Source organism: Rhodobacteraceae bacterium D3-12 (assembly GCA_025916135.1).
Classification (GTDB): Bacteria; Pseudomonadota; Alphaproteobacteria; order Rhodobacterales; family Rhodobacteraceae; genus JAKGBX01.
Window position 1 is genome coordinate 409,498 of sequence record CP104793.1, and the last position, 24,371, is coordinate 433,868.

A 24,371-nucleotide genomic window follows, 5' to 3' on the forward strand; every position below is an offset into this window, starting at 1 on the left:
GATGCGCCGAGTTTGCGGGGGATAGCAAGAGCGCTGGGGTTCGGTTAGCCTTGGTTTTAGCCAAGGGAGCGGTGAGGATCATGGTGCAGCGCGAAGAGGGTCGCCCGGCGATCGCAGACATCAGCAACGGCACAGAGTTGAAACGCTGGTATTGGCGCAAGGACGAGCTTGTAGCGCAGGCGCGTGTGTTGGGCTTGAAGGTCACAGGCGCGAAGTTCACGCTGCTTGAGCGGATCGCGCATTTTCTTGATACAGGCCGCAAGGATTTGCCCGGTGATGGCGCTGCGCCCAAGGCCACGTCACGATTTGACTGGCACAGCGAGGTGTTGAGCGAGGAGACGCAGATCACCGACACTTACCGTAACACGCAAAATGTGAGGCGGTTCTTCAAGGCGGCGGTTGGGCCGTCGTTCAAGTTTAACATCGCTTTCATGGAGTGGATGCGATCGAACACAGGCAAGACGTTGGGTGATGCAGTCGCAGCGTACCTTGATATCAAAGGTGAGCAGGCCGCGCCGGGCGCACGCACGCGGATCAAGGCCCACAATCAGTTCAATCAGTATACGCGCGATATACTAAGCGAAAATCCGGGTCTGAGTATTGAGGACGTGCGGCGTATCTGGGCCAGAAAGATAGCTTTGCCATCCGAGAGCGGGCGGCATGAGTATCACCCGAGCGATCTGGAGCTGGAGGGGCCGTAAGCCGCGCGACCGGGGCCGCGCGGCGAAAGTGTCGGGTCAGGCGGCTTTGCCCAACGCGATGAAGCGGGTGAGGTGGAAATCCTGATCGCCCCATTCATGGTCGATCATGATGAGCCGCTTGGCAAAGTGGCCAAGGTCATATTCCCACGTCATGCCGATCCCGCCGTGCAGTTGGATGCTTTCTTCGGCAACCAGCCGCCCGATACGCCCGATTGCGAATTTGGTGGCGGCCATGATGCGGTCACGCTCGCCGGCGGGTTTATCCAGCGCGGCGGCGGCGTTGATCACGGCCGAGCGGGCCTGCTCGATTTCGAGCAGCATTTCGGCGGTGCGGTGTTGCAGCGCCTGAAACTGGCCGATGACGACGCCGAATTGCTTGCGGGTGCGCAGGTATTCGATGGTCATCTCGCGGATCGTTTGCATGATCCCGAGCGCCTCGGCGGAAATCGCGACGATGGCGCGGGCAGAGGCATCGCCAAGCGCGGCTGCGCCGTCCTCGACCAGCAGGGTCGCGGGCGTGTCGGCGAAGGTCAGCTCGGAAGCGCGCCCGCCGTCGACGGTGGTGTAGTCACGCGTGGTAATGCCCGACGCATCAGCCGCGACGAGGTAGAGCGAGATGCCCGCGCCGCCCCGCGCCGAGACGATATAGCCGCTTGCGCCGCTTGCCGAACGCACAACGGTTTTGCGGCCCGAGAGGGTCACGCTGTCGCCGGTGCCGCTGGCGGTCGTCTCGACCTCGGTGAGGTCATAGAGCGCGTGGGGCTCTTCGGCGGCGAGCGCATAGCGGGCCGCGCCGCCAATGATGTTCTCGACCGCGTCGGAGTGGCCTGCTGCGGCAAGGATGGCGCCGGGCACGAGCGCGCCGTCCATCACAGGCTCGTTCACGAGGCGTTTGCCGAGTTCTTCGAAGACAACCGCGATGTCGAAGCCTTCGCCGCCAAAGCCACCTTGGTCTTCGGTAAAGAGCGCGGCGAAAACGCCGAGTTCGGCCATGCCTTCCCAGTGCTCCGGCTGGAAGCCGGCGTCGGAATTTCCGGCCTCGACACGGGCGGCGAGGGGGTATTTGTCACGCAGGTAGCGTTCGACCGTATCGGCCAGCATCCGGCGGGTGTCTGTATGGGTAAAGTCCATGTCGTTTCCCTCCTCAGAGTCCGACGATCATCTTGGTGATGATGTTCTTTTGAATTTCGTTTGAACCGCCATAGATCGTGGTCTTGCGGTGGTTGAAATAGACTTCGGACGCATGGGCGAAGCCTTCGGGGGTGACGTGTTCGCCGTTGTAGCCGGGGTCATCCACCTCGGGCGTGAGGGCGAGCGCGGAGGAGCCGAGCGCGCGGCGGGTAAGATCGTCGATCTCTTGCGCGATCTCGGTGCCGAGGATCTTGAGCATCGAGCTTTCAGGTCCGGGGGCGCCACCGGCTTCGGCCTGTGCCAAGACGCGGTTGTTGGTGACTTCCATGGTCATCAGGTCGATTTCAACCCGCGCCACACGCGCCGCGAACAGCGGATCGTCGATCAGCGGCTTGCCGTTGCGCTTTTGCTTGGCGGCGAGGTCCTTGAGGCGGTCGAGCATCTGGTTGGATTTGCCGACGCCTGCGATGTTGGTCCGCTCGTGGGTCAGCAGGTACTTGGCATAGGTCCAGCCTTTGTTTTCCTCGCCCACGAGGTTTTCGACGGGCACCTTCACATCGGTGAACCAGACTTCGTTGACCTCGTGGCCGCCATCAATCGTTTGGATCGGGCGGACTTCGATGCCCGGTGTTTTCATGTCGATCAGAAGGAAAGAGATGCCCTCCTGCCGCTTGCCCTCGTTCGAGGTGCGCACGAGGCAGAAGATCATGTCGGCGTGCTGGCCCAGGGTGGTCCAAGTCTTTTGACCGTTGACGATATAGTGGTCGCCATCGCGTACAGCGGCGGTTTTGAGCGAGGCGAGGTCGGAGCCCGCGCCCGGCTCGGAATAGCCCTGACACCACCAATGGGTGCCGTCACACATGCGCGGCAGGTAGTAGTCCTGCTGCTCTTTGGAGCCGAATTTCTGCAGCACGGGCGCCAGCATCCGCAAGCCGAAGGGAAGAATGCGCGGGGCGCAGGCATAGGCCATTTCCTCTTCGAAGATGAATTGTTTCACGGGCCCCCAACCGGTGCCGCCGAATTCTACCGGCCAAGTATAGGTGAGCCAGCCCTTGTCGTTGAGGATAAGCTGCCAGCTTTCCATTTCCGCCTTGGTGAGCGGTGCTTCGTTGCGCACTTTGGTCGCCAGCTCCTCGGGGAGGGCGGATTTGATCCATGTGCGGATTTCATCACGGAAATCCAGCTCTTCTTGGGTAAAGTTCAGGTCCATCTCGGCTCTCCTCAGCCTGCGGCGCGTTTGTTGAGATCGTCGAAAGTTTCGCCCTTGGCGACCATATCAACGAGCAACTGCGCGGGTTTCCAGAATTTGGCGTCTTCCTTTTCGAACTCGCGCAGATCGTTCAGCACGTTTTCGAGGCCATACATATCGGCGTATTTCATCGGGCCGCCGCGATAGCGTGGGAAGCCGTAGCCGAACAGGAAGGTCACGTCGATGTCAGAGGGTTTCAGCGCGATGCCTTCCTCAAGCACCTTGGCGCCTTCGTTGATCATCGCGGCGAGGTAGCGGCGGATGATCTCTTCTTCGGTGAACTCACGCGGGGAGATGCCCAGATCGGCGCGCGCCTTTTCAATGATCGGCGCGATGTCGGGGTTGGGTTTGCCGCGCCGGTCCCCATCGGCATAGACATACCAGCCCTTGGCGGTTTTCTGTCCGAACCAGCCATTTTCGCAGATGCGATCAGCGATGGTGCCGTTATAGCGCGTGTCGTTCGAGCGCGTGGCGGCGTTGTTTTTGCGGTTGGACCAGCCGATATCAAGCCCGGCAAGGTCGCCCATCGCATGGATGCCCATGGGGTAGCCGAAATTCACCAACGCCTCGTCAATGGCATAGGGCGAGGCGCCGTCTTCGACCATATAGGCCGCCGAGGTGGAGGGCGTATTTGGCGAGGATGCGGTTGCCGATGAACCCGTCGCAGAGACCGGCGCGAACCGGAACTTTCTTCATCGCTTTGGCCAGCGCGAAGCCGGTGGCGATGGCATCATCCGCAGCGTTCGAGGGGATCACAATCTCAAGCAGGCGCATGATGTTGGCGGGCGAGAAGAAGTGCAGCCCGATCACGTCCTGTGGCCGCGATGTGGCCGAGGCGATCTCGTCAATGTTGAGGTAGGAGGTGTTGGAAGCCAGCACCGCGCCCGGCTTGGCGACCTTGTCGAGGATGGTGAACACCTCTTTCTTGACGTCCATGTTTTCGAACACGGCTTCGATGATGAGATCGGCGTCCGAGAGGTCATCATAGGAGGTCGAAGGCGTGTAGCGCGCCATGATCGCGGCCTTCTGCGCCTCGGTTTTGCGGCCTTTGGCGACATCGCGGTCATAGACTTTCTCGACGTTTTGAACGCCTTTGGCGATGCTCTCGTCGTCTCGTTCAACCATTGTCACGTTGAGCCCGGCATTGAGCGCGGCGACGGTGATGCCTGCGCCCATGGTGCCGCCGCCAATGACGCCGATTTTCTCGAGCGGGCGGGGGTCGGCACGGCCATTTTCAGGACCTTTGCGCTGGAGCGTTCGGCGAAGAAGGCGTGAACGAGGCCTTTTTGCTGGGGCGTCTTGAGGCACTCCATGAAGCAGTCACGTTCGTAGATCGAGGCGTCATGCAGCGAGGTCGAGAGGGAGTTTTCCATCGAATCGACCATGCGGGCCGGGGCGTAGAGCCCTTTGGCTTTCTTGACGATGCCGTTGCGTGCGGCCTCGAAGGCGGCGGCGTTTTCCGCGTCGCTTCCAAGCCCTTCGGAGCGTTCGGAGGTTTTGCGCGGGCCTTTGCCCTCGGCGATCAACTCTGCTGCGAAGGCTTTGGCGTCGGCGAGCAGGTCGGTTTCAGCAAGACGGTCGATCACGCCGAGGCTTGCTGCTTCCTTGGCGCCGACCTGACGACCGGAGATCATGATGTCGAGCGCGGGGGCGATGCCGGCAACGCGGGGCAGGCGGATGGTGCCGCCAGCGCCGGGCATGACGCCGATCAGCACTTCGGGCAGACCAACGCGGCCCTTGGGGTCAGCGATGCGGTAATGCGCACCGAGCGAGATTTCCAGACCGCCGCCAAGGGCCGTGCCGTGAATGGCGGCGATGACGGGTTTGGTGGTGTCTTCGATCCGGGTGCAGACCTCGAACAGGGCCGGCGGCTGAGGCGCTTGGCCGAATTCGCGGATGTCGGCCCCGGCGGGAAAAGTGCGTCCGCCGCCGATGATGATCGCGGCCTTGATCGCGTCGTCGGCGTCGACCTGCTCCATGGCGTTAAACAGCCCTTGGCGCACGGCGGTGCCGAGGGCGTTAACCGGCGGATTGTTGACGGTGACGATGGCGATGTCGCCATCGCGCGTAAGAGTGACCTGATCGCTCATGTTGGTAATCCCTGATGTTCCTCCCGCGAGGCAGGGAAACCCCGCACGCGGCTTACTATGCCTCTTGCGGTGTGGGTGGGGCAACAGGCGTGGGCGTGAATCGTCGTCACGTCACGGGTTATAACGTGGCGTTACGCAAAAGGGGCTTCAATCAGAGAGGCCGGGTTCATCGAGCAGGTGACGTCCGGCGCGGTCTTCGACTTCGATGACCCAGAGGTCGGGGTCAAAGCCGCGCTGGCGGGCAATGGAGCTGTCGACTTCGGGTTCGGGCGCGTCAACGAGAAGGCCCCATTTGCGTGCGCCGGTCATGAGGTCAAACGTCCGGTGGTAGGCGCGGGCGTGGCCGTCGAGCGTGTTGAGCTTGACCAGCACGGCACCGGCGGTGTCGTCGCCATGGGCCGTCACGAAGGCGGGGATGTCGTGGCTGCGCAGGCGGGCGAGGTAGGCGTGGACCCAGAATTCGGCAGTGAGACGGGCCATCAGAGGCATGTCCTGTGGGGGATGGTGTGTGCTAATGGTTCGCAAATGGGGGGAAGCCCTCCACACCGTCGCTATAGTTGGGGGGGCAGTCCCACAAACCGCCGTTATAGATGGGGGGCCAGCCCCCAAACCCCCCGGGATATTTTCAGTCAGATGAAGGGGTTGGTTAGTTGCCATCTTTGAAATCGAGGCCCATTTCGGAATAGCGTTCGCGTTCTTCCAGCCAGTTGGGGCGGACTTTTACCTGCAGGAAAAGGTGGATTTTGCGGCCAAGGAATTCTTCCAATTCCTGACGTGCGAGGGTCGAGATGGCCTTGATCGTTTCGCCTTTTTTGCCGAGCACGATGCCTTTGTGGCCGTCGCGCATGACATAGATGATCTGATCTATTCGGGCGGAGCCGTCTTTGCGTTCTTCCCAAGCTTCGGTTTCCACTGTGAGCTGGTAGGGCAGTTCCTGATGTAGGCGCAGGGTGAGTTTTTCGCGGGTGATTTCGGCGGCGATCATGCGCATTGGCAGATCGGCGATCTGGTCTTCGGGATAGAGCCAAGGGCCATCGGGAAGGCGGGCGGCGAGCCATGCGCGCAAGTCTTTGACGCCGTGGCCTTTTTCAGCCGAGATCATGAAGGTTTCGGCGAAGGGGAAGCGGGCGTTCATCTCTTTGGTCAGGGCGAGGAGTTGGGGCGCTTCGAGTTTGTCGATTTTGTTGATGGCGAGCGCGATGGGGCGGCCCGGGGGCAATTCGGCGAGCCCTTCGAGGATGGTTTCGACGCCTTCGGTGATGCCGCGATGGGCCTCGATCATCAAGACGATGATGTCGGCGTCGGCGGCCCCGCCCCATGCGGCGGCGACCATGGCGCGGTCAAGCCGGCGGCGCGGACGAAAGAGGCCGGGCGTGTCAACGAAGACGAGCTGTGCCTCGCCTTCGAGGGCGACGCCGCGGATGCGGGCGCGGGTGGTTTGCACCTTGTGGGTCACGATCGAGACCTTGGCGCCGACCATGTGATTGGTCAGCGTCGATTTGCCCGCGTTGGGCTCTCCGATCAGGGCGATGAAGCCGCAGCGTGTGGTCATGGCGGGCGTTCCTTGGTGGGTTTGAAGGGGGGATAGCCGAAAGCGGGCGGGTTGGCGAGTCTGCTTGAAGAATAGGGTAGAATGCGCGTTGGGCGCGGGGCGGATAGCCGGTGGTTTTAGGGTGTTCGGCGGGGCCGGGGAGAAACGCGGCGTGGGTTCTGAGAAAAGCGGTCTTTTATCAGCGGTTTAGGTTTTCTCCAGCCGGGTGAGAAGGGCCGTCGCGGCGGCCTGCTCGGCCTGCCGTTTGGAATTGGCGGTGGCGGCGGCGGTTTCACCGCTGGTCAGGCGCGCCTCGATCGTGAATTCCGGGGCGTGGTCGGGGCCGGTGCGGGCGGTTTCGACATAAGCGGGCGGCTGAAGCCCGCGCGCCTGTGCCCATTCCTGCAGCGCGGTTTTGGCGTCGCGGGCGTCGGATTTGACCGTGGTGATGCGCGCGCCCCAGAGGCGCAGGATCAGATCACGGGCGGTGGCATAGCCGGCATCGAGATAGACCGCGGCAATCACCGCTTCCATCGCGTCACCGAGCAGCGCCTTTTGCGCCGCCCCCCCGACATCATTTCCGAGCGCCCGATTTTAAGCACGGCTCCGAGGTCGATCTCTCGCGCGACATCGGCGCAGGCTTCTTTACGCACGAGGGCGTTAAAGCGCGGCGCAAGCATCCCCTCGGAGGCCGAGGGGTCATGGTCAAGCACCGCTTCGGCCATGGTGAGGCCAAGCACGCGGTCGCCCAAAAACTCTAGCCGCTGGTTGTCATCGCGGGTTGGCGAAGAGATTGATGCGTGGGTTAAAGCGCGCAGCAACAGTTCGGGATCGGAGAAAGTATGACCGAGCCGGGTTTCGAAGTCCTTAATGTCGCGTGCGAGCTTCATATCGGGGCAATTACGATCAGTTGATCGCCTTGAGATAGCGGTCAGAGCGCCATGTCCAGAAGTAGAGCATGGAACGCCCGGCGGAGGAGAACATGATCCGGTCAGCGCGCCCGATCAGGTCTTCGTATTTCACGGTGCCGACGCCGCCGGCGGTTTGGGCAAAGCGGCTGTCGGTGGAATTGTCGCGGTTGTCACCCATGAAGAAGTATTCGCCCTGGGGCACGGTGAAGACTTTGGTGCGGTCAGATGTGAAGGTGCCGATGTTGAGAGTCGAGTGGCGAACGCCATTTGGCAGCGTCTCGTAAATCCTTGTTTTTTCGCAAGAAGCGCCGGTGCCGACGGTGCCGTTTTCACAGCGGGGCGGGTTGCCTTCGGGGCCTTGGGGGCCATCACCTCGGTGAAGATGCCGCCGTCTTCCTGTTTGACCGCCTCGCCGTTGATATGCAGCACGCCGTCGCGCATTTCGACGGTATCGCCGGGCAGGCCGATCAGACGCTTGATATAATCGGTACCGTTGACCGGGTGACGGAAGACGACAACGTCGCCGCGCTCGGGCTCTCCGCCCCAGATGCGGTCATTGTCGGAGCGCATCCAGCCGCAGATGTCTTTGGCGTCGACATCAATGCCGAACCGTTGAATGCGGATCGACGGGCAGGAGGCATAGGAATAGCCGTAAGCCATTTTATTCACGAACAAAAAGTCGCCTATGAGCAGGGTGTCTTTCATCGATCCCGAGGGGATCCAGAAGGGTTGGAAGAACAGCGTGCGGAAGATGCCTGCGATCAGCAGGGCGTAAACGATGGTTTTAACCGTTTCGATGATTGCGCCGAAGAAGCTGCTTTCACTGCTCATGGGGGGTGCTCTCTGCTTGTGTTGTGCAGGCTACATGAGGGGCGGGGGCGGGGCTGTCAAGGTTGGGCGTTGCTGGCAAAGGTTAATGGCAGCCTTCGGCGGGTTTTTAGGGGGGTGACCTTCGGCTGACATCCGGCTGTTAGGCGTATGACATCAGTTTCTTGCATGTGTTTACCGGATGTTAAGTTAATGCAGCGTACGTTGCCGGGACCGGATCAGTGCGGCGCGCGGCGTTTGGTGTCGTCGGGGTCATCAAGCGGGCGTGCTTCGATCAGGACGAAGGCCTGTGCCCAAGGGTGGTCATCGGTCAGGGTGACGTGGATGATCGCCTCGTGGCCCGGCGGTGTCATTTCGTCGAGGCGTTGTTTGGCCCAGCCAGTCACATGCATGATTGGCTGGCCGGTGGAGATATTGGTGACGGACATGTCCTTCCACGCGATGCCCATGCGCAGACCGGTGCCGAGGGCTTTGGAGCAGGCCTCTTTCGCGGCCCAGCGTTTGGCGTAGGTTCCGGGCGTGTCGGCGCGGCGTTCGGCCTTGGCCTGTTCGACGGGGGTGAACACGCGGTTGCGGAACCGATCACCGAAGCGGTCGAGCGTGCGGGCAATACGGTCGATATTGGCGAGGTCGGTGCCGATGCCGAGGATCACGGCGCAAGCTCCACACGGGCGGTGAGGATGCGCAGGGCAGCAGCGCCGAAAAGCGCGGCAAACAGGGTTTCAAACCCGCGGCGCGCGCGGGCATAGGCGCGGGCGATGCGCGGGGTGGAAAACAGCAGCCCGTAGCCGATGAAGACCAGCGCCGAGACGGTGACGAGTTGGGCGAACAGGGTGAACACCGCGCCGTAGCCTGACCCGGCAGGTAGGGCGATGGCATAGATCGCGCCCCAACTGAGAATCGCCTTGGGGTTGGTGAGGTGGATCAGCAGCCCCTTGAGGAACACGCGGTAGAGCGGACCGGAGAGGCCTTTTTGCAGGCCGGTGTCACCGGGGCGAAGCGCCGAGCGCAGGGATTTCAGCGCCAGCCACAAGAGATAGCCCGCGCCGATATATTTCAGCACCAGCGCGATCCAGGCGTGGGTGAGCATGAGCGTGCCCATGCCAAGCGCCGAGGCAATTCCCCAAGCGGCGGAGCCGACCAGCACGCCCACGCCAGCGGCCACACCCGCAGCGCGGCCATGCGCCATGGCGGTGCCGGAGATCGTCAGCGTGGCGGGGCCGGGGCTTCCGCCCGCGATGGCCCATGCGAGGAGCAGGCCGGAAAGTTCGATCGTGGTCATGCGTGATCCTGTGCTGAGGCGATCCTGCGCGTTCGTTTCGAGAGCAGCGTAGCGTCAGGCGCGGGCGGCGTCCATCAGGCGGCGCATTTCGGCAATCGCGGGGGCAAGGCCGGTAAACAGCGCCTCGGCGATCAGGAAATGGCCGATGTTAAGCTCCATCACCTCGGGCAAGGCGGCGATGGGCGCGACGGTTTCGAAGGTGAGACCGTGGCCGGCGTGGACTTCGAGGCCGAGTGACTGGGCGTGGGCGGCCATATCGGTCAGGCGTTTGAGTTCGTCGTCACGCTCTTGCAGGCGACCTTCGTAATGCAGGTCGCAATAGGCGCCGGTGTGCAGTTCGACAACTTCGGCACCGATGCGCGCGGCGGCGTCGACCTGAGCGGGGTCGGCGGCGATGAACAGCGACACGCGGCAGCCGGCGTCGCGCAGGGGGGCGATGAATTGGGCGAGGCGGTTGTCCTCGCGCGCGACTTCGAGGCCGCCTTCGGTGGTGCGTTCTTCGCGTTTTTCGGGGACAATGCAGACGGCGTGGGGCCGGTGGCGGAGCGCGATTTGCTGCATCTCGTCCGTGGCGGCCATTTCAAAGTTGAGCGGCGTGGAGAGACCGGCCATCAGCGCGTCGATGTCGCTGTCGATGATGTGGCGGCGGTCTTCGCGTAGGTGAGCGGTGATGCCGTCGGCACCGGCCTCTTCGGCGAGCTTGGCGGCGCGCAGGGGCGAGGGGTAGGCCGACCCGCGCGCGTTGCGCAGGGTGGCGGCGTGGTCGATGTTTACACCGAGGCGGAGTTTTTCCGGATGGCTCATGTGCGTGATTCCCTTTTGGCCGTTTTCAAGACGTGAGACGCAGTTTTCAAGGTGTTAATCCCTTTGGTGGACTGCTGATAGAGCCAATAATCGGCAGAAACGATGAGGCCAATTTTCGGGATTGTATGGTGGCGCTCAGACCATGCAGCCTTCGGTTGCGAGTTCGGACAGGAGCCAACGGCGAAAGTCGCGTTGGCCACGGGTGGTCACGCCGGAGCGCCCGGAGATGAGCCAATAGCCGCTGCCCGTGGCGGCGGCATGGGGAAAGGGGCGCACCAGCCGCCCGGCGTTGAGCGCATCACCCGCGAGGGTGTTCCGGCCAGAAACACACCGGCGCCGGTCATCGCCGCATCAAGGCAGAGCGAAGCATCCGAAAAGATCGCGTCATCGCTGAGGTCGGCGTCCTCGACCCCCGATCCGGCGAGCCAGACGTTCCAGTCAAACAGCGTGTGGGAATCACGGATGATAGGGACGTGGCGCAGATCGTCCGGCGTGGTGAGGCGCGTGGCCAGCTCGGGCGAGCACACGGGAAAGACGGTTTGCGCCATGAGGTATTCCGATTGCACGTCGGGCCATGGGCCGGTGCCGACGCGGATGCAGAGATCGACATCGCTTTGATCGGGGTTGCGGTGATCCGTCTCGGCGAGGGCCGTGACGCGGTATTCGGGATGGGCGCGGGAAAACCGGGGGAGACGCCAGATCAGCCATCTGGCGGCAAAAACCGGCGGGGCGGAGATTGTGAGACGGTTTTCGGTGCGGGTGCCGGCCTTGGCGAGGGCGCGGGACAGGTGGGTAAAGCCTTGGGACAGCTCTGTCACCATTTCGGCCCCAAGCGGGGTGAGGCGCATCCCCGATGGGGTGCGTTCGAACAGGGTGACGCCAAGGCGGCGTTCAACGGTGAGCAGCTTTTGCGAGACCGCGCCGGGGGTGACGCCAAGTTCAGCAGCGGCGGCGGACAACGTGCCCTGACGTGCCATCACTTCGACCGCGAGCAGAGCGTTGAGGGACAGGGAGGAGAGAGAGGCAGCCATATAGAAAAACTATATCCGGTTTCAGGAGGTTTCGATTTTTACCTATTATATATGCGCCTAGGGTGGTGCATGAGTAAAGGAATTCTAAAAATGTTGATGAAATATCTTGTGGGCCAGGGGCGGCGAAACCCGCGAAGGCCGCGGTGCAGCGATCCCTTGGATCACCCGGATATTTCGCGGATGTCAGCGCGTGAGATCGCGGATTTGCCGAACCCGGCGTTTGACCGGCCACGCGGGCAGGCGACGCGTGATGCTGATGAATGAGTGAGTATGACGTCAGCGCTGTTGCGGCAGGTGCGAGGGGCGCAGGTATGCTAGACAGGCACGTTAGTCGGCGTCGGGTTTCTGCTTGGCGGCCTTGGCGGCGGCGCGTTTGGCTTTGAGGGCTTCGAACTTGGACTTGATCTTGCCTTTGCGGCGGTTTTGGTAGGCGCGGATCAGCGGGACGGCGATGTAATAGCAGATCGACGCGGTGATGATGCCGGGAATGATGCCGCCGATCATATAGGGAAAGAACACCTCGTCATAGAACACCGAGAGGCGGTGCCAATCAGGATCGGCGCCGTTGAACAGGGTCTTGAAGTTAAACCACAGGTCGCGCCCTGCATCCGAGAACATGCCCCCAAGAGAGCGTTCGACATGGGCGGGATTGAAATCGGACCCCAAGAGCCAATGGCCGGTGGCGAGCGCGATGACGCCGATCGGAACATAGGTGAGCGGGTTGCCAAAGAAGGTGGCCAGCAGCGCGGCGAGGATATTGCCCTGCATCACAAACGCGATGATCGCGGCAACGACGAAGTGCATCCCGTAGAATGGTGTGAAGGTGGTGAACACCCCGGCCCAGATGCCACGGGAGATTTTATGCGGCGGATCGGGCAGGCGGTGCAGGCGATGGCGGACATAGCGGGCGGCACGCAGCCAACCGCCGCGGGGATAGAAAAACTCGACCACGATTTTCCACAGCGGTCGTTTGTCGCGTCTTTTGAAGACCAATGGTCTTCCCCCTAAAAATTTTACCCGGCAGCGGGTGTAATCGTTCAGCCCGACCCGGTCTGGGGCGGTATTGGTTGGTTCGGATCGTCGGAGCCCTTGCCGTTTGTTGTGCGCTGACCAGCGCGGGCGGGATCCCGACGACGTTCAATCTCGGCCACGTCGCTTTCGGCCTCGAGGGCCGAGACGACGCGGTGCAGGTGTTCGGCGTCGCTTAGATCAATATCGACCAGCAGGCGGTAATAATCGGGTTTGCGATCCAGAAACCGCATGTCCGAGATATTGGCCTTCTGCTCTCCGATCAATGTGCAAATCCGCCCCATCACGCCGGCGTCGTTGCCAATGGTGAGATCAAGTGTCACCGAATAGATAGGCGCGTGTTTGCCTGGTTGCCAGTGAAGATCGAGCCAACGCTCGAGTTGATCCTCAAAATCGGACAAAACGACGCAATCTATGGCATGCATAACCACGCCATGCCCGCGATAGGTGATTCCGACGATGCGTTCTCCCGGTAGGGGTTGGCAGCAGGGGGCACGTTGCACGATCTGTTCCGGCGAGAGGCCGATGACGGCACGGTCGGTGGCGGCGACTTCGGTGGTGTCGTCGGGGCCAAGCTCAGGGTAGAGGGCTTCGATCACGCGGGAGGTGGAGAGTTCGGCGCTGCCCAGACGGGCGAGCAATTCGTTACGCCCCGGCAGGCGGAGTTTGGTCGCGGCGGTATCGAGCGCCTTGTCGGTGGCGCGTTTGCCGACATGATCAAAGCCGGCGCGGGCGAGTTCGCGGCCCAGTTTGATAAAGCGTTCGCGATCAACCTCGCGCAGGGCGCGGCGGATCGCGGTTTTGGCTTTGCCGGTGGTGGCAATGTCGAGCCATGTGGCCTGTGGGATCTGGCCTTCGGCGGTGATGATATCGACCGACTGGCCGTTTTTGATCCGGGTCCAGAGCGGCACGCGCATGTTGTCGACCTTGGCCCCGACGCAGGCGTCACCGATGCGGGTGTGGATGGCATAGGCAAAGTCGATCGGCGTGGCGCCGCGCGGCAGTTTCACCACGTCGCCCTTGGGGGTGAAGCAGAACACTTGGTCGGCATACATCTCGAGCTTGACCGCTTCGAGAAAATCCTCGTGATCGTCGTCGTCTTGCAGCCGTTCGGTCAGGCCGGAGACCCATTTCGCCGGATCGACCGCGAAGGGGTTTTCGGAGGGCACGCCATCGCGGTAGGACCAATGCGCGGCGACGCCGGTTTCGGCAACGTCGTGCATCTGAAGGGTTCTGATCTGGACTTCGACGCGGCGGCCATTGCGCCCCGATACGGTGGTGTGGATCGAGCGGTAGCCGTTTGATTTCGGCTGGCTGATGTAATCCTTGAACCGGCCCGGCACGGCGCGCCAACGGCGGTGGATCACGCCGAGGATGGCATAGCATTCCTCTTCGCTGCCGGTGAGGATGCGAAAGCCGTAGATGTCGGACAGGCGCGAGAAGCTGAGCTCTTTCTCCTGCATCTTGCGCCAGACCGAATAGGGTTTCTTGGCCCGGCCGATCACCTTGGCGCTGAGGTTGGCCTTTTTGAGTTCGGATTTCATGTCGCGGGTGATGCTTTCAATCACGTCGCCGGTTTCGCGTTGCAGCGTGATGAAGCGGCGCATGATCGAGGCGCGCCCTTCGGGGTTGAGCACCCGGAAGGCGAGGTCTTCGAGTTCTTCGCGCATCCATTGCATCCCCATGCGCCCGGCGAGCGGGGCATAGATGTCCATGGTTTCGCGCGCTTTTTGCACCTGTTTGTCGGGGCGCATGGCGCGGATGGTGCGCATGTTGTGCAGCCGGTCGGCGAGTTTGACCAGAATCACCCGCAGGTCGCGGGACATGGCGATAAAGAGTTTGCGGAAGTTCTCGGCCTGTTTGGTTTCGGTCGAGGACAGCTGGAGGTTGGTCAGCTTGGTCACGCCATCGACCAGATCGGCAATCTCGCGCGAGAAGCGGGTTTCGACCTCGCTATAGGAGGCGCCGGTGTCTTCGATCGTGTCGTGCAGCAGGGCGGTGATGATGGTGGCATCATCAAGCCGCTGATCGGTGAGGATCATGGCGACTTCGATCGGGTGCGAGAAATAGGGTTCGCCCGAGTGACGGAATTGCCCGTCATGCGCGGCGCGGCCAAATTCATAGGCAGCACGCAGCATGTCTTGGTTGGTTTTGGGGTTGTAGGTGCGGACCTTGTTAATCAGGTCATCGACAGGGATCATCCAGACCGCACCTTATGCCGTATGGGGGAAGGCTCAGCCTTGCCCCTGTGCTTCCATCAAAGCCCGCAGGAGCTGCTCTTCGGAGACGTCGTCTTCGGCGGGCTTGTCCTGTTCGGCACCCATGAGCAGCGCCATGGCGTCGTCTTCGGGCTCGTCGACCTCGATCTGGGTCTGCTCCGATTCGATCAGGCGCTCGCGCAGGTCGTCGGCGGATTGGGTTTCGTCGGCAATCTCGCGCAGGGCGACAACGGGGTTTTTGTCGTTGTCACGCTCAACAGTAACAGGCGCACCGGCAGAGATTTCGCGGGCGCGATGCGATGCGAGCATCACCAGATCGAAGCGGTTTGGAACCTTGTCGACGCAATCTTCAACTGTCACGCGGGCCATCGGGGCACTCCTGAGCAAGACGTAAGAAAGCGCCTTTTATGCGGGTTGGTGCAGAAACACAAGGGTAAACCGGGTGGAAAACCGGGGGAAAGGCGGGCGGCGATAGGGCGGTAGAGAGGGCGGGGAAAGAGCGTGGGGTAGGCCGGGCGGACGGCGGCGCGGCGAGGGGGCCGCGCCGCGCCCGATGAAGGGGCGGTTCAGCCGCGCTTGCGGCGTTTGGGAGCATGCTCTTTCAGCACGCTGTCGACCTTGGCCTTGGTCACGTCAGGATTGTCGGATTTGAGGCAGGAAGCGATTTTGCCAGCGTCGGGGCGCGCCGGGCGTTGGCCGGGGGTGCGCTGGGGCATGCAGCTTTTGATTGCGCTTTCGCTTACGCCGAGCGACCCGGCGATCGCCGACAGATCGGGCGCGGGCGGGCGGGCGCCTTGTTGTTGGGCAAACGCCGGGAGCGGCGCCGCGAAGGCGGTGAGCGCCACTAGGGCGAAAACTGGGGCAAAGGCGAAAACGGGGCGGCCAAACTGTGCATGCTGTGCGTGTGTCATTACTCTCTCGTTTCAAGCTGCGCATCCCGGATTTGGAATGCGCAGTTTGAACGCAGCGGGTTTGCGGTTCCGTCGCAGGAAATTGAAAATTAGATAGAGCTCTGGTTCAATTTAACGTGTTCGCTTGGCTGGCAAAGGCGGGCAAAATGGCGCGGGGTCAATCCTTGACCACGTCGCGCGTTGCCTCGGGCGGTAGGGCGGTCAGCATCTGTGTCACGGTTTTGCCGAGCACCGGGTGGCACCAGTCTGGGGCGATGTCGGCAAGGGGAACAAGCACGAAACCACGTTCATGCAGGCGGGGGTGCGGGAGAATCAGTTGCTCGGGCGCGCGCCGGGTTTGCTCGGTCAGTGGTAAATCGTGCCATTGACGCCAAGTCAGTTGGTCGGGGGTGATCTGTTGATCAAAGGCCAATAAATCAAGGTCGAGCGTGCGCGCGCCCCAGCGGGTTTCGCGGGTGCGTTCAAAGCGGGTTTCGATGCCATGAAGTGCGCTCAGAAGGGCCTCTGGCGGGAGGGTGGAAACAACCCTAGCGGCAGCATTTTTGTAATCAGGGCCGGAGCCTAGCGGAAATGCCGGGGTTGTGTAGATTTCGCTCTGAGAAATAAGGGTGACCCCGGTGAGTTTTGCGATCTCAGCCAGCGCCGCGCGCAGGGTTTGCGTGGGGTTTCCGGCGTAAGATGGCTTGTTCGCACCAAGGGCAATGAGAGCAACTTGATCCAAAGTGATGAACCCCTTATCCTTTTCCCCGTGATATATCGACTTGAAGAGTGATTGTAAGAAACATATTTCACGCGTTACGCCCGGCCGCCCAATTACACTCACGGACTCCGGCGGGGCTTCATCGGAAGGACAATTTATGTTTTACAAAGACGAACGGCTTGCGCTGTTCATCGACGGGTCAAATTTGTATGCCGCTGCAAAGGCGTTGGGATTTGATATCGACTACAAGCTTTTGCGGCATGAATTCATGCGCCGTGGTAAGCTTTTGCGCGCGTTTTACTATACCGCTCTGTTGGAGAACGACGAGTATTCGCCGATTCGCCCTCTGGTTGACTGGTTGCATTACAACGGCTTCTCGATGGTGACGAAGCCGGCCAAGGAATACACCGACAGTCAGGGTCGCCGTAAGGTGAAGGGCAATATGGACATCGAGCTTTGTGTTGATGCCATGGAGCTTGCGCCGCGGGTTGACCATATCGTGCTGTTTTCGGGCGATGGGGATTTCCGGCCACTGGTTGAGAGCCTGCAACGTCAGGGTGTGCGGGTGTCGGTTGTTTCGACGATTCGCAGTCAGCCGCCGATGATTGCCGATGAACTGCGTCGTCAGGCTGATAACTTCATCGAGCTGGAAGAGTTGAAGGACGTGATCGGGCGCCCTCCGCGTGAGCCGATGCCGATGCGTGAGCAAGAGATGGTCAGCGAAGAGTAATTGGTTTCCCGGTGCGTGCCGGGAGTTTGAAAAAGCCGGTGCGCTAGAATGGCGCTCCGGCTTTTCCTGTTTTTATGGGGCATTTTGCGGGGCGTTAAGTGGCGCGGTTGAGCGCCATCAAACCTGCGCCAGTGAGCAGCAGCGTGACGCCGGAGAACGCCGTGCGGACCACGTTATAGAGTTGCCAACGGGGCGAATATTCGGCCCAGATGGCGGCGGCATCATCGCGTGAGGATGGCACGGAGAGCGTGGCGAGGGCTTCGTTCATCGGGACGTTGATGGCCATGGTCAGCGCCATGCCGCCGAAGAGATAGGTCAGCCCCGCCGCACCAAACAGCAGAGCCGCGCGCGGATATCCACCGCCACGGGCGAGAAAGGCTGTGACCAGCAGCACGACAGGTGTGCCGAAGAAGGCCGGGGCGAAGACGGCGTTGCGCACGCTGGCGTTCATCGCCTGCATCGCGGGGATCGCGATCTGCGGGTCGGCCGCATCGAGGCCCCACATGGTGGAGCAGACCCAGGCATAGAAGAAGCCAAAGATCGCGCCGGATAGCAGCAGAGATAGGAAGGCCATCGGGAGGAGGAGGGCATGCATGGGGTGGGCTCCTATTTTCAAAGCGGTTTGTTGCAGGGGTGCGGGCAATAGTGGCCAGCTGGGATTTTCCGTAATTTAGATTACGGATTGACTAAAGCGTAATGTGAATTACGGTTATAGTCAAGAGGCGTCAAACGCGCCGTGCAGGCAGCGGCAGCAGCAACGGAAGGACGAGCCATGCGCAGTGAGGCACGCGAGAAGCGGGCGGAAGAGATTGAGGCGGCGGCCTATGCTGTGCTTGAGGCTAAGGGCTATGCCGGTCTGTCGATGCTGGCGGTGGCGCGGGCGGCGAAGGCGTCGAATGAGACATTATACAGGTGGTATGGTGACAAGCTGGGCCTGTTTGAGGCGCTGATTGCGCGCAACACGGAGGTGGTGGAAGAGGCGTTGGAACGCGGGCGGGACGCAGATGCGCTGCTTGAGTTGGAGCGTTTGGGGCCGGTGTTGTTGGGCATGGTGTTGGGGCCGCGTGCGGTGGCGTTGAACCGGGCGGCAGCGGCGGATGACAGTGGCAAGCTGGGTCGGGCGCTGGGCCGGATCGGGCGAGAGACAGTGGGGCCTTGGGTTGTCGGTATCATGGCGCGGGCGATTGCGGCGGGACAGTTGGGCGGTGGCTCGTCCAGCGCGGGAGCGCAGGACAGCGCACAGGACAGCGCGGAGGAGATGGCGGAAGTGTGGTTCGCCCTGTTGATCGGTGACACGCAGGTGCGCCGCGTGACCGGGGCGATGGATGCGCCCGACGAGGATTGGATTGCGGCACGGGCGGAGGCGGCGCTGGGCCGGTTGCGGCGGGTGTTTGCGGTGTGAGCGTGGCGCACGACCTGCGACCGGCTGTGCGTGTGGCGCGGGGAGGAGCCTCCGGCGGGGATATTTGGGGTCAGATGAAGGGGGCGGCTGTGCGCTTAATCGGTGGCGTTGGCGTTGATCCGGTTGTGGCGGGCGATGATGTCTGGCGGCCAGGTGGATTTGATATAGGCGAGGGTGGCGCGGATGTCGGCGTCGGAGAGAATGTTTTCATACCCCTCCATGCGGGATTTATAGGTGCCGCCGACGAGCGCTTGGGTGCCGAATTTGGTGATGGCGAAGAGTTGCGCATCCGGGTGGTGCCATGTGTGGCCTGTGGGGTCGTGGGGCGGCGCGGGCATGTAGCCTTCGGCATCGGGGGTGCGCCAGTCGGGCTCTCCCTGCAGGTTGGCACCATGGCAGGCGGCGCAATGCTCGGCGTAGAGGGTTTCACCGCGGGCGATGGTGGTGGCATCGCGATAGGCGAGGAGGCCGTCAGAGGCTTGGTCCGGGCGCGTGGTAAGAAAGGCCAGCGCGGCGATGGCGGCGAGGAGAGCGGCGAGGATGAGGAGCCGGGTGCGGGTCATGGGAGTCCTATGCTGCGGCGGGCGGTTCGGGGGTGTAGCCAGCGGCATGGCAGGCTCCAGCGCGGGAAGGTCAAGGGGGAAGGCGAGAGAAAGCCGGGGTTTCGCAGGGGCGGAAAAGCGCCCGCCCTCTGGACGGGGCGGGGGATGTGGCTTAGCTCAGGGGAGGATGCTTCGGGGCCGACACCGGGGGCGGAACAGGAGATGCGACAGATGAGCAAGCCGGAACTGACCCTCTACCTTGCGGCGCCGCGCGGGTTTTGTGCGGGCGTGGACCGGGCGATCAAGATTGTCGAGATGGCGATCGAGAAATGGGGCGCGCCGGTTTATGTGCGTCACGAGATTGTGCACAACAAATACGTGGTGGATGATCTGCGCGACAAGGGTGCCGTTTTTGTCGAAGAGCTGGATGATTGCCCCGATGACCGGCCCGTTATTTTTTCCGCCCATGGCGTGCCCAAAGCGGTTCCGGCAGAGGCGGCGCGGCGCGAGATGGTGTTTGTTGATGCGACCTGTCCGTTGGTCAGCAAGGTGCATATCGAGGCCGAACGCCATGCGGAAGCGGGCCTGCAGATCATTATGATCGGCCATGCCGGACACCCGGAGACCATTGGCACCATGGGGCAATTGCCGGCGGGTGATGTGTTGCTGGTGGAGACGGTTGCGGATGTTGCCAAGGTGGCTGTGCGTGATCCCGAGCAATTGGCGTTTGTCACGCAGACGACGCTGAGTGTGGATGACACGATTGATATTGTCGCCGCGTTGAACACGCGGTTTCCGGCGATCAAGGGGCCGCATAAGGAAGACATTTGCTATGCCACCACCAACCGTCAGGAAGCGGTGAAGGCGATTGCCGAACATGCGCAGGCGATGTTGGTGGTGGGGGCGCCGAATTCGTCAAACTCGCGGCGGTTGGTTGAGGTTGCCAAGCGGGCGGGCTGTGATTATTCGCAGCTGGTTCAGCGGGCGAGCGAGATTGATTGGCGCGCGATTGAGGGTGTGCGCTCGATCGGGGTGACGGCGGGGGCGTCGGCGCCGGAGTTGCTGGTCGATGAGGTGATCGCGGCCTTGCAGGCGCGCTATGACGTCACGATCAAAGAGGTCGAGACCGCCAAGGAAGCCGTGGAGTTCAAGGTGCCGAGGGTTCTGAGGCAGGCAGGGTGAGGCAGGCGGGGTGAGCCAGCCTGTTCGCCTGATCGGGTTCGAGCATAGCGTCTATACGCGGGTGGCGCGTATTGCCTTGGCCGAGAAGGGTGTCGCGGTCGACTTTGGCGCGCATGATCCGTTTCGCGGGCAGGGGGTGGAAAATCCGCATCCGTTCGGGCGGGTGCCGGTGTTGTGCCACGGGGATTTCGAGATTTACGAGACGGCGGCGATCACCGCCTATGTCGATGCGGCGTTCGAGGGTGCGGATTTGATGCCGGATGCGCCGCATGCGGTGGCGCGGGTCGAACAGGTGGTCGGGATGGTTGACGCCTATGTCTATTGGCCGCTGGTGAGGCAGGTCCATTCGCACGGTGCGTTTCGCCCGGCGATGGGCGAGGGGGGCGACGCGGAGATCGTGGCCGAAGGGTTGCGCGCCGCGCCGGGTGTTTTGGCGGCGCTGGAGGCGGTCGCGGTCGAAGGCTTGGGTCTTGGGGCGCGATTCACCCGGGCGGATTGCCATTTGGCGCCGATGATCTGGGCATTTGTGCAGGTGGCGGAGGGGGCAGAGATGCTGCGCCGCTATCCGGCGTTGTCGGCGTGGTGGGCGCGGGTCGAGGCGCGGGCGTCGATCCGCATGACGGAGGTCGCGCTTCCAAGCCGGTCGTAAGGCCGGTAGGCTTAGTGCAGGATGAGCGCAGGTTTAACGACGTTTCGAGGAGGCGTGCCATGTCATTGCAATTTCTGATCACCGCGATTGTGGTGGTTTTGGTCCCCGGAACGGGGGTGATTTACACGCTGGCGACGGGCCTTGGCCAAGGGCGCAAAGCGGCGTTGTGGGCGGCGGTGGGCTGTACCATTGGCATTGTGCCCGCTTTGGCGGCGGCGGTGTTGGGCTTGGCGGCGGTTTTGCATGCGTCGGCGGTTTTGTTTCAGGTCGTGAAGTTTGCGGGCGTGGCGTATTTGCTGTGGCTGGCGTGGCAGGCATTAAAGGAAGGCGGCGCGTTGGCGGTGCAATCCGAGCGGGCGGCGCAGCCGGGGTGGCGCGTGGCGTGGCGGGGCATTTTGATCAATTTCCTGAACCCGAAGCTGTCGATCTTCTTCCTTGCGTTGTTGCCGCCGTTTTTATCCGGGGACCCGGCGACGGTGACAGGTGAGATGTTGGTGCTGGGCGGGGTTTTCATGGCGCTGACCTTTGTTGTGTTTGCCGGTTACGGGATGTTCGCCGCCCAGGCGCGGCGCCTGATTTTGGGCAATGCAGGCCTTATGCGCTGGGTGAGTCGCGGGTTTGCGGCGATCTTTGCCGCGCTGGCCGGGCGGTTGGCGATGGAGCGGGCGATATGAGCCGGGATGAGACGCTGGCGATCTATGACGCCAAGGCCGGGGATTACGCGGCGATGAGCGAGAGCCTGAGTGAGTTTCGCGAGTTGGAAGCTTTTGCCGCGGCCTTGCCAGAGGGTGCGCGGGTGCTTGATCTTGGGTGCGGGCCGGGGTTTTACGCAGGTTGGCTTGCCCAGCAGGGGTTTGTCGTTGAGGCGTGTGACGGATCGGCGGAAATGGTTGTTCTGGCCAAGCGGCAGGACGGGGTGGCCGCGCGCCAAGCGCGGTTTGACGAATTGGACGCGCAGGCGGCTTATGACGGGGTTTGGGCCAATTTCAGCTTGCTCCACGCGCCAAAAGCCGAGATGGGGGCTTTGTTGAGCCGGATCCGCCGGGCGGGACGGGACAATATGGTGTTTCACATCGGAATGAAGCTGGGCGAGGGCGAGGGGCCGGATGCGATTGGCCGGTTTTACGCCTATTACAGTGAGGGCGAATTGGAAGGGATGCTGAACGATGCGGGGTTTAAGGTGAGAGAGCGCAGACGCGGACGCGGCAAGGGATTGTCCGGTGAGATGGCGGACCATGTAACGATGCTCTGTCATGGCTGAGTTGTTTGCCTATACCGACGGGGCGTGCAGCGGTAATCCGGGGCCGGGGGGCTGGGGCGTGCTGTTGCTGGCGATGGAGGGCGGCGAGGTGGTCAAGGAGCGCCCCCTTTGCGGTGGCGAGGCCGAGACCACCAACAACCGCATGGAATTGCTGGCGGCGATCAACGCGCTTGAGGCGTTGGCGCGGGCCAGTGACATCACGGTGGTAACCGATTCCGCCTATGTCAAAAACGGGGTGACCGGCTGGATGCACGGCTGGAAGCGCAACGGTTGGCGGACGGCGGCGAAGAAGCCGGTCAAGAACGTCGATCTTTGGCAGCGGCTGGATGAGGCGCAGGCGCGCCACCGGGTCAAATGGGAGTGGATCAAGGGCCACGCGGGCCACCCGGAAAACGAACGCGCCGATGAATTGGCGCGCGAGGGCATGGCCCCGTTCAAGGAAGGGCGCAGGGCGTGAGCTGGCTGGCGTTGCTTGATTTCGCCTCGGTTGTGGTTTTTGCGCTGACCGGCGCGTTGGTGGCGAGCCGGGCGCAGTTGGACCTTGTCGGGTTTGCCTTTGTCGCCTGTTTGACGGCGGTGGGTGGCGGCACGGTGCGCGATGTTGTGTTGGACCGGAACCCCGTGTTCTGGGTCGGTGAGCCGCTTTATATTTTCATCGCGGCGGCGGCGGCGGTCGTGGTGTTTTTCACGGCGCATTTGATGGAGAGCCGGTATCGGTGGTTGTTGTGGCTGGACAGCTTTGCGCTTGCTGTGGCGGTGCCTGCGGGGGTGAGCGCGGGGCTGGCGATGGAACAGACGTTGCCGGTGGTGGTGATCATGGGGATGGTCACCGGATGTTTCGGTGGTTTGATGCGCGATGTCGTGTGCAACGAGGTGCCGTTGGTTCTGAAGCAAGGTGAGCTATATGCCACGGCGGCCTTTATGGGGGCGTTGGCGGCGGTTGCTGTTGTGGCGGTCGAGGGCGGTGTTGGGCTGGCGTTGATGGTTTGCGCCGGGGTGACATGGGTGCTGCGGGCCGGGTCAATGGCGCTGGGCTGGCGGTTGCCGGTTTACAAGGGGCGACCGCCGCAGGTGTAAGTGAGGCCATTGAGGGGAGCGGGTGTGCGAGGACGCGAGAAAAAGCCGCTTTATCGATCGGTGAACACCCGGACGCATGGGGTGCGCCACGGATCGGGTGTCAAAGCGCGCTGGGAGCGCAACACCAAGGCGGCGCAGGGTGACGCGGCGCGCGGATCGATGCATTCAGGTCAGAGGCACGGGCGCGATTACACGCCATTGTTCAAGTTTTTACTGTCACGGGTTGGGCAGGATTGGGCCGCGGTCCGGCGTGAGGCGATCGCGCGGTTGGACCGGGAAGAGCCGATTGGCTGGATGGTGGCGGCGACCGAAGCCGAGGGCGAGCGGTATTTCCGTGCGGGAGAGAGTTCGTATTATAGCGGGCTATATGTGGACAATGCGGGCAAGTTGTGCGTGGTTGATTCGGGGCTGACGCCCGAGACGATGCGACCGTTTTGCGGGTGTTGCACGCATACATTGAACGGTGTGCGTTTGAGTTTGGCGTTTGATGACGCTGATGGCTAGGCGCGAATTCTTTCGAAGAATTCGGTCAAAAATTCTTGGAGAATTTTTGCTGCGGGCGGTTGGCGGGGTGGCTTTTTCCGCGACGGAAAAAGGGCCGGAATTCGTGACGAATTCCGTTACTTTCGGATGTAGGTTTCCCAGATCCAGATCAGCAGGAGCGCGCCGAGGATTGCGCCGACGAAGCCAGCGGCCCAGCCGAGGATTGCGAGTAGTGTGCGCAGCACCAGACCGCCGATCAGCGCGCCGCCGATGCCGATGGCAATCGTGGTGATCACGTTGGTTTCGATGTTCATCAGCCGCGTGGCGATAAAGCCTGCTGCGGCACCGATGATGATAAGCCAGACAACGATCATGGAGTGCTCTCCTAGCGTTTGCGATAATGGGTCGGCACGATGATCAGTGCGCCGACGGATGAGACAATGGCGTTGAGACCGGGGCTGCCGAAGCCGATCTGAAACATGATACGCACGAAATAGAACAGGAATGCACCGCCGACGCAGATGATGATCGACGGCAGGTAGCCATTGCGGGTGAAGCCCGATTTTTCCGAGACGTAACCGATGATACCGGCGATCACCACGGTGCCCATGAGGGTCAGAAACATGCG

General features: G+C 62.2%; 27 protein-coding genes and 3 pseudogenes. 10 read left to right on the top strand and 20 right to left on the bottom strand.

What is annotated here, in order from left to right; translation table 11 throughout:
* Window positions 1-80: 80 nt before the first annotated feature.
* A complete protein-coding gene (locus N4R57_02005) occupies window positions 81-701 on the top strand; it encodes an SAP domain-containing protein (protein ID UYV37908.1) in 621 nt (206 codons plus the stop codon).
* A 36-nt stretch (window positions 702-737) separates the two neighbouring features.
* On the opposite strand, the gene N4R57_02010 is transcribed toward N4R57_02005, so the two are convergent.
* The 16 genes and pseudogenes from N4R57_02010 to folK form a co-directional block, all read right to left on the bottom strand.
* Window positions 738-1,832 (bottom strand): acyl-CoA dehydrogenase, encoded by a 1,095-nt coding sequence (locus tag N4R57_02010; GenBank protein ID UYV37909.1) that lies wholly within the window; start codon window positions 1,830-1,832, stop codon window positions 738-740.
* A gap of 13 nt (window positions 1,833-1,845) precedes the next feature.
* The gene (locus N4R57_02015) at window positions 1,846-3,042 is read right to left on the bottom strand and encodes an acyl-CoA dehydrogenase family protein (GenBank protein ID UYV37910.1); all 1,197 of its coding nucleotides are present in this window, start codon (window positions 3,040-3,042) and stop codon (window positions 1,846-1,848) included.
* Between the two features lie 11 nt (window positions 3,043-3,053).
* Window positions 3,054-5,171: pseudogene (locus N4R57_02020) on the bottom strand (3-hydroxyacyl-CoA dehydrogenase NAD-binding domain-containing protein).
* Between the two features lie 147 nt (window positions 5,172-5,318).
* A complete protein-coding gene (locus N4R57_02025; GenBank protein ID UYV37911.1) occupies window positions 5,319-5,651 on the bottom strand; it encodes a DUF1491 family protein in 333 nt (110 codons plus the stop codon).
* 166 nt (window positions 5,652-5,817) lie between these two features.
* The gene (era, locus tag N4R57_02030) at window positions 5,818-6,723 is read right to left on the bottom strand and encodes a GTPase Era (protein ID UYV37912.1); all 906 of its coding nucleotides are present in this window, start codon (window positions 6,721-6,723) and stop codon (window positions 5,818-5,820) included.
* 186 nt (window positions 6,724-6,909) lie between these two features.
* Window positions 6,910-7,592, bottom strand: a pseudogene (gene rnc / locus N4R57_02035) (ribonuclease III).
* Window positions 7,593-7,608: 16 nt separating this feature from the next.
* Window positions 7,609-8,444 (bottom strand): annotated as a pseudogene (gene lepB / locus N4R57_02040) (signal peptidase I).
* 215 nt (window positions 8,445-8,659) lie between these two features.
* The gene (gene acpS, locus N4R57_02045; protein ID UYV37913.1) at window positions 8,660-9,094 is read right to left on the bottom strand and encodes a holo-ACP synthase; all 435 of its coding nucleotides are present in this window, start codon (window positions 9,092-9,094) and stop codon (window positions 8,660-8,662) included.
* A complete protein-coding gene (locus N4R57_02050) occupies window positions 9,091-9,723 on the bottom strand; it encodes a LysE family translocator (protein ID UYV37914.1) in 633 nt (210 codons plus the stop codon). The genes acpS and N4R57_02050 overlap by 4 nt, the downstream gene beginning before the upstream one ends.
* Window positions 9,724-9,777: 54 nt before the next feature.
* Window positions 9,778-10,527 carry a pyridoxine 5'-phosphate synthase gene (locus N4R57_02055; protein ID UYV37915.1) on the bottom strand — a complete coding sequence of 250 codons (750 nt, stop codon included), beginning with the start codon at window positions 10,525-10,527 and terminating at the stop codon, window positions 9,778-9,780.
* Between the two features lie 206 nt (window positions 10,528-10,733).
* On the bottom strand, window positions 10,734-11,558 hold the full coding sequence (locus tag N4R57_02060) for a LysR substrate-binding domain-containing protein (protein ID UYV37916.1): 825 nt from the start codon (window positions 11,556-11,558) through the stop codon (window positions 10,734-10,736).
* A gap of 327 nt (window positions 11,559-11,885) precedes the next feature.
* Window positions 11,886-12,551, bottom strand: coding sequence for a DUF2062 domain-containing protein (locus tag N4R57_02065; GenBank protein ID UYV37917.1), 666 nt, complete (start codon window positions 12,549-12,551; stop codon window positions 11,886-11,888).
* Between the two features lie 44 nt (window positions 12,552-12,595).
* Entirely contained in the window at window positions 12,596-14,788 is a 2,193-nt protein-coding gene (locus N4R57_02070; protein ID UYV37918.1) for a bifunctional (p)ppGpp synthetase/guanosine-3',5'-bis(diphosphate) 3'-pyrophosphohydrolase, read from the bottom strand.
* Between the two features lie 33 nt (window positions 14,789-14,821).
* Window positions 14,822-15,175 carry a DNA-directed RNA polymerase subunit omega gene (gene rpoZ / locus N4R57_02075; protein UYV37919.1) on the bottom strand — a complete coding sequence of 118 codons (354 nt, stop codon included), beginning with the start codon at window positions 15,173-15,175 and terminating at the stop codon, window positions 14,822-14,824.
* Between the two features lie 197 nt (window positions 15,176-15,372).
* Complete coding sequence (locus N4R57_02080) at window positions 15,373-15,717, bottom strand: hypothetical protein (GenBank protein UYV37920.1); 345 nt, start codon at window positions 15,715-15,717, stop codon at window positions 15,373-15,375.
* Between the two features lie 157 nt (window positions 15,718-15,874).
* Window positions 15,875-16,444 carry a 2-amino-4-hydroxy-6-hydroxymethyldihydropteridine diphosphokinase gene (folK, locus tag N4R57_02085; protein ID UYV39492.1) on the bottom strand — a complete coding sequence of 190 codons (570 nt, stop codon included), beginning with the start codon at window positions 16,442-16,444 and terminating at the stop codon, window positions 15,875-15,877.
* Window positions 16,445-16,574: 130 nt separating this feature from the next.
* Here folK and N4R57_02090 point away from each other — a divergent pair, with 130 nt between their 5' ends.
* The gene (locus N4R57_02090; protein ID UYV37921.1) at window positions 16,575-17,147 is read left to right on the top strand and encodes an NYN domain-containing protein; all 573 of its coding nucleotides are present in this window, start codon (window positions 16,575-16,577) and stop codon (window positions 17,145-17,147) included.
* A gap of 94 nt (window positions 17,148-17,241) precedes the next feature.
* On the opposite strand, the gene N4R57_02095 is transcribed toward N4R57_02090, so the two are convergent.
* Window positions 17,242-17,742, bottom strand: coding sequence for a DUF1772 domain-containing protein (locus tag N4R57_02095; protein UYV37922.1), 501 nt, complete (start codon window positions 17,740-17,742; stop codon window positions 17,242-17,244).
* Window positions 17,743-17,919: 177 nt separating this feature from the next.
* Between N4R57_02095 and N4R57_02100 the strand changes: the two genes are divergently transcribed.
* Window positions 17,920-18,549 (top strand): TetR/AcrR family transcriptional regulator, encoded by a 630-nt coding sequence (locus N4R57_02100; GenBank protein ID UYV37923.1) that lies wholly within the window; start codon window positions 17,920-17,922, stop codon window positions 18,547-18,549.
* Window positions 18,550-18,644: 95 nt separating this feature from the next.
* On the opposite strand, the gene N4R57_02105 is transcribed toward N4R57_02100, so the two are convergent.
* The gene (locus tag N4R57_02105) at window positions 18,645-19,112 is read right to left on the bottom strand and encodes a cytochrome c (protein UYV37924.1); all 468 of its coding nucleotides are present in this window, start codon (window positions 19,110-19,112) and stop codon (window positions 18,645-18,647) included.
* Between the two features lie 210 nt (window positions 19,113-19,322).
* Here N4R57_02105 and ispH point away from each other — a divergent pair, with 210 nt between their 5' ends.
* The 7 genes from ispH to N4R57_02140 are packed head-to-tail and all read left to right on the top strand — an operon-like array spanning window position 19,323 to window position 23,764.
* Window positions 19,323-20,273, top strand: coding sequence for a 4-hydroxy-3-methylbut-2-enyl diphosphate reductase (gene ispH / locus N4R57_02110; GenBank protein ID UYV37925.1), 951 nt, complete (start codon window positions 19,323-19,325; stop codon window positions 20,271-20,273).
* 10 nt (window positions 20,274-20,283) lie between these two features.
* Window positions 20,284-20,922, top strand: coding sequence for a glutathione S-transferase family protein (locus N4R57_02115; GenBank protein UYV37926.1), 639 nt, complete (start codon window positions 20,284-20,286; stop codon window positions 20,920-20,922).
* 59 nt (window positions 20,923-20,981) lie between these two features.
* Complete coding sequence (locus N4R57_02120; GenBank protein UYV37927.1) at window positions 20,982-21,596, top strand: LysE family translocator; 615 nt, start codon at window positions 20,982-20,984, stop codon at window positions 21,594-21,596.
* Window positions 21,593-22,183, top strand: coding sequence for a methyltransferase domain-containing protein (locus N4R57_02125; GenBank protein UYV37928.1), 591 nt, complete (start codon window positions 21,593-21,595; stop codon window positions 22,181-22,183). Before N4R57_02120 ends, N4R57_02125 begins: the two co-directional genes overlap by 4 nt.
* Window positions 22,176-22,640 carry a ribonuclease HI gene (rnhA, locus tag N4R57_02130; GenBank protein ID UYV37929.1) on the top strand — a complete coding sequence of 155 codons (465 nt, stop codon included), beginning with the start codon at window positions 22,176-22,178 and terminating at the stop codon, window positions 22,638-22,640. The genes N4R57_02125 and rnhA overlap by 8 nt, the downstream gene beginning before the upstream one ends.
* The gene (locus N4R57_02135) at window positions 22,637-23,260 is read left to right on the top strand and encodes a trimeric intracellular cation channel family protein (GenBank protein UYV37930.1); all 624 of its coding nucleotides are present in this window, start codon (window positions 22,637-22,639) and stop codon (window positions 23,258-23,260) included. The genes rnhA and N4R57_02135 overlap by 4 nt, the downstream gene beginning before the upstream one ends.
* Before the next feature lie 24 nt (window positions 23,261-23,284).
* Entirely contained in the window at window positions 23,285-23,764 is a 480-nt protein-coding gene (locus tag N4R57_02140) for a hypothetical protein (GenBank protein ID UYV37931.1), read from the top strand.
* A gap of 116 nt (window positions 23,765-23,880) precedes the next feature.
* Here N4R57_02140 and N4R57_02145 read toward each other — a convergent pair whose 3' ends face one another.
* Both N4R57_02145 and N4R57_02150 read right to left on the bottom strand, forming a co-directional pair.
* Entirely contained in the window at window positions 23,881-24,117 is a 237-nt protein-coding gene (locus N4R57_02145) for a GlsB/YeaQ/YmgE family stress response membrane protein (protein ID UYV37932.1), read from the bottom strand.
* A gap of 11 nt (window positions 24,118-24,128) precedes the next feature.
* Window positions 24,129-24,368 (bottom strand): hypothetical protein, encoded by a 240-nt coding sequence (locus tag N4R57_02150; protein ID UYV37933.1) that lies wholly within the window; start codon window positions 24,366-24,368, stop codon window positions 24,129-24,131.
* Between the last annotated feature and the right edge of the window lie 3 nt (window positions 24,369-24,371).